At 73.0% G+C, this 4,489-nt stretch carries 5 protein-coding genes; all 5 read left to right on the top strand.

Annotated features, from left to right (window positions below; genetic code table 11):
* Positions 1-1,416: 2-succinyl-5-enolpyruvyl-6-hydroxy-3-cyclohexene-1-carboxylic-acid synthase (gene menD, locus VF697_RS40835; RefSeq protein WP_331103820.1), on the top strand; the 1,416-nt coding region annotated here is incomplete at its 5' end.
* A complete protein-coding gene (gene menH, locus VF697_RS40830) occupies positions 1,407-2,270 on the top strand; it encodes a 2-succinyl-6-hydroxy-2,4-cyclohexadiene-1-carboxylate synthase (protein ID WP_331103818.1) in 864 nt (287 codons plus the stop codon). The genes menD and menH, both read left to right, overlap by 10 nt.
* 21 nt (positions 2,271-2,291) lie before the next feature.
* Complete coding sequence (locus tag VF697_RS40825; RefSeq protein WP_331103816.1) at positions 2,292-3,203, top strand: 1,4-dihydroxy-2-naphthoate polyprenyltransferase; 912 nt, start codon at positions 2,292-2,294, stop codon at positions 3,201-3,203.
* A 9-nt stretch (positions 3,204-3,212) separates the two neighbouring features.
* Positions 3,213-4,280 carry an o-succinylbenzoate synthase gene (gene menC / locus VF697_RS40820; RefSeq protein ID WP_331103815.1) on the top strand — a complete coding sequence of 356 codons (1,068 nt, stop codon included), beginning with the start codon at positions 3,213-3,215 and terminating at the stop codon, positions 4,278-4,280.
* Positions 4,280-4,489 (top strand): AMP-binding protein (locus VF697_RS40815; protein ID WP_331103813.1); only part of this gene is annotated, 210 nt, incomplete at its 3' end. The genes menC and VF697_RS40815, both read left to right, overlap by 1 nt.

Here is a 4,489-nt window from a genome sequence, read left to right as displayed (position 1 = left end):
ACGGTGCCCCAGGGGCGGTTCTTCGGAGACTTCGCGCGGCTGTACGCGGATGTGGGCATGCCGGAGGCGAACGACGCGGCGCTGGTGCACCTGAGGGCCACGGCGGCCCGGGCGGTGGCCATGGCGACGCGGGCGCCGAGGGGCGCGGTGCAGCTCAACGTGCCGTTCCGCGAGCCGCTCGCGCCCACGCCGGGGCCCTTCGGCGTGGAGCGGCTCTCCGCGCTGGCCCGTGAGGGACGCTCGGGGGCTCCGCTCACCCGTATCACCCCGGCGGCCCGCCAGCCGGATCCCCGAGCGCTGGAGGCGATTCGCGCCCGGGTGGTCTCCACCGAGCGGGGCGTCATCGTCTGCGGGCCTCGGGACGAGAACGACGGCTTCGCGGAGGCCATCGCCGCGCTCTCCGAGGCCACCGGCTACCCGGTGCTGGCCGAGGCCTCCTCGCAGGCCCGCTATGGCGGCGGCCCGGCCACGGTGTCCCTCTACGACGCGATGCTGCGCCACGAGCCCTTCGCGAAGGCGCACCGGCCGGAATTGGTGCTGCGCTTCGGTGGGGGCCTGACGCCCAAGGGGCCGCAGGCGTGGATCGACGGCTCGGGCGCGGAGGTGGTGCTCTTCAGTGACGAGGGCGCGCTGTTCGATCCGACGCACCGCGCGGCGCGGGTGGTGGAGGGCTCGGCGGTGGCGGCCTGCGAGGCGCTGACGCAGGGGCTCTCGCGGGGCCTGGGCCCGTGGGCCCGGAGCTTCCTCTGGGCCGAGCAGTGGGCCCGGGCGGCGCTGGAGTCGGCCTTCTCGGAGGACATGTCGCTCACCGAGATGCGCATCGCCCACGAGGTGGTGGGGGCGCTGCCGGACGGGGCGAACCTCTTCGTCTCCAGCAGCATGCCCATCCGGGACGTGGACGCCTTCGCGCCGCCGACGGGCCGGCGGCTCCGGGTGCTGGCCAACCGGGGCGCCAACGGCATCGACGGGATCGTGTCGAGCGCGCTCGGAGTGGCGGCGGCCTCGGGGCGGCCCACGGTGCTGCTCACGGGCGACCTGGCCTTCCTGCACGACGTGGGCGGGCTGCTCACGGCGCGCCGGAGCGGGGTGCCCCTGACGGTGGTGGTGGTGAACAACGACGGGGGCGGCATCTTCTCCTTCCTTCCCATCGCGCAGGCCGAGGGGGCCCAGAAGCACTACGAGGCCCTGTGGGGGACGCCGCACGGCGTGGACCTCTCGCATGCCGCCGCGCTCTACCAGGCCCGCTTCCGGCGCCCGGACTCGCCCGTGTCGCTGCGGACGGCCGTGGCCGAGGGGCTCAAGGGCGGCCTCCACGTCATCGAGGCCAAGGTGGCGGAGCGCACGACGAACGTGGAACTGCACCGGCAGCTGTTCGCGAGAATGGCCGCGTCACTGGGAGAGGGCCCATGGCTCTGAAGCTGGCATACGAGACGTGGGGAGAGGGCTCGCGCCCGCTCCTCCTCCTGCATGGGTTCACGGGGAACCGCTCTTCGTTCGATCACCTGCGCCCGCTGCTGGGCGAGAAGGTGAGGGCCATCGCGGTGGACCTGCCGGGCCATGGCGAGACGCCGCTGCCCACGCGCACCGGGCGCGAGGGCTTCCTGGAGACGGTGGACGCGCTGGTGGCGGTGCTGGACGAGCTGAAGGTGCCCACGGCGAACCTGCTGGGGTACTCGCAGGGGGCGCGGTTCGCCCTGGCCGCGGCCCTGCGCCGGCCCGAGCGCTTCGGGCGGCTCATCATGGAGAGCGGCTCGCCGGGGCTGCACCGTCGGCAGGAGCGGACGGAGCGGCGCGCGAAGGACGCGGAGCTGGCGACGTTCATCCGCCAGCGGGGCGTGGAGGCCTTCGTGGCGCACTGGGAGGCGCAGCCCATCTTCGCGGGCCTGCGCAAGCTGCCCGCCGAGCAGCAGGAGACCCTGCGGACCCGTCGCGGCGCGTGCACCGTGGAGGGCCTCGTCGGAGCGCTGGACTGCCTGGGCCTGGGCGTGCAGCCGGACTACTGGCCCGAGCTGCAGCGCCAGCGGCTGCCCACGCTGCTGCTGACGGGCGCGCTGGACGACAAGTTCACGCAGATCGCCCGCCGGATGGCGGCGGAGCTGCCGGTGGTGTGGCGCCGCACGTTCGAGGACTGTAGCCACGCCCCACATCTGGAAGTGCCGGAGGAGTACGCGCGCGAGGTGCTCTCCTTCCTGCAGACGCCCTGGTACGAGTCCCCGGAGGAGTTCGAGAACACGACTCCGGACAAGAGCGCGGCCGGCGGCCACAACTAGTCCCGAGTCTCCGTGAGTCCCATGAACGCGATTGCTCCCGCGGTGGAGGCGCCTCGCCCCACCTTGAAGACGTGGCTGATGGCCGCCCGGCCGAAGACGCTGACGGCGGCGCTGGTGCCGGTGATGGTGGGGACGGCGCTCGCCTACGGGCTGGGCGTGGGTCGGTGGCTGCCGGCGCTGGCGGCGCTGGTGGGCGCGATGTTCATCCAGATCGGCACCAACCTCACCAACGACTACTACGACTTCAAGAAGGGCGCGGACACCGAGGAGCGGCTGGGGCCCAAGCGGGTGACGCAGAGCGGCCTCATCGCGCCGGGCACGGTGCTGGCGAGCGCGCTCACGTGCTTCGGGCTGGCGATCGTGACGGGCATCTACCTGGTGGTGGTGGGCGGCTGGCCCATCGTGGCCATCGGGCTGGCGTCGGTGCTGGCCGGCTACGCGTACACGGGAGGCCCCTTTCCGCTCGCGTACCACGGGCTGGGAGACGTGTTCGTCTTCCTCTTCTTCGGGCTGGTGGCGGTGCCGGGGACGTTCTACGTGCAGGCGCTGACGGTGGGTCCGGAGGCGTGGTGGGCGGCGATCCCGGTGGGGGCGATCGGCACGGCGCTGCTGGTGGTGAACAACCTGCGGGACGCGTCCACGGATGTGAAGGCGGGCAAGCGGACGTTGATCGTGCGCCTGGGCACGACGGCGGGGAAGGCCGAGTACGTGCTGCTGCTGGCCGCGGCCTACGCGACGCCGCTGGCGATGTGGGGCCTGGGGCTGGCGAGCCCGTGGGTACTGCTGGCGCTGCTGAGCGCGCCGGTGGCGGTGCCGCCGTTGAAGCTGGTGCTCGGGGCGCAGGGCGGGGCACTGAACCCGGCGCTGGGCGGGACGGCGAAGCTGCAACTGGTATTCGGACTGCTCTTCTCGGTGGGGCTGTTCCTGAGGTGAGGTGAGCTCATGCGCATCACGGAGGCGGGGTTCCACCCGTTGCGCCTGGAGTTCGTGCGCCCGCTGAAGACGGCGAGGGCCACCTACGCGGCGCGAGAGGGCTTCGTGGTGCACCTGCGGGACGAGGCGGGGCGGATGGGGCAGGGCGAGGCGATGCCGTTGCCGGAGTTCGGCACGGAGTCGCCGGACGCCTGCGAGCAGGTCCTGGGCGCGCACTTGTCGAGCCTGCGCGGCGGGGAGGTCCCCGAGACGCTCGAAGGACTGACCGACTCCCTGGGTGTTCGCTCCGAGCACCCCGCGGCGAGGCACGCGGTGGAGCAGGCCCTGCTGGATCTCCTGTCCCAGCGCCGGGGCCTCCCGCTGAGTCACCTGCTCTCGACGAAGGCGCGCGAGGAAGTCCAGGTCAACGCCTTGCTGGGCGCGGCATCTCCGCGGGCCCTGGCGGAAGAAGCCCGTCAGGCCGTGGCCGAGGGCTACGAGACGCTGAAACTCAAGGTGGCGGGCCGCCCCGTGGCGGAGGACGTGGCCCGACTGTCAGCGGTCCGCGAGGCCGTGGGCCCGGACGTGCGCCTGCGAGTCGACGCGAACGGAGCATGGACTGAGTCGGAGGCGGGGCCCGCGCTGGACGCGCTGGGCGGATTCCACCTCGAGCTGTGCGAGCAACCCGTAGCGGCCGAGGCCCACGGAGCCCTTCGCCGGCTGAACCTGCGAGCCCCCTGTCCCCTGGCGGCGGACGAGTCGTTGTCCGTGCCCGAGGCCCTGCGCGCGCTCCTCCAGGACACCCCGACGGTGAGCATCCTGGTGCTCAAGCCGATGGTGCTGGGCGGCCTGTTGCCGACGCTGGCGCTGGCGCGAGAGGCGGCGAAAAAGGGCCTGGACGCCTACGTGACGAGCTCGCTGGACGGAGTCGTCGCCCGAGCGGGTGCGGCCCACCTCGGAGCGGCGCTGCCCTCGGGGCGGTACGCATCGGGGCTGGGGGTGGGCCACCTCTTCAGCAACGAGCCCGAGAACCATCCATTCCGCCCGGTGCGGGGACGCATCCGCTTGCCGAAGACACCGGGCCAGGGAGTGCGGTGATGCAGTGGACGTGCCCCATCCGAGCCGGCGCGGAGACGCGACCGGACGCACTGGCGCTGACCTTCGCGGGCCAGCGGTGGACGTACCGGGAGCTGGACGCCGAGGTGGGCCGGTGGGTGGCCGCGCTCCAGGCGAGGGACGTGAAGGCGGGAGACCGGGTGGCGCTGCTGGCGACGAACCACGCGGCGGTGGCGCGACTCTTCTTCGCG

The sequence above is a fragment of the Archangium sp. genome (assembly GCF_036388035.1).
In the GTDB taxonomy this organism is placed as follows: Bacteria; Myxococcota; Myxococcia; order Myxococcales; family Myxococcaceae; genus Archangium.
This window is presented reverse-complemented; position numbering and strand designations above follow the sequence as displayed.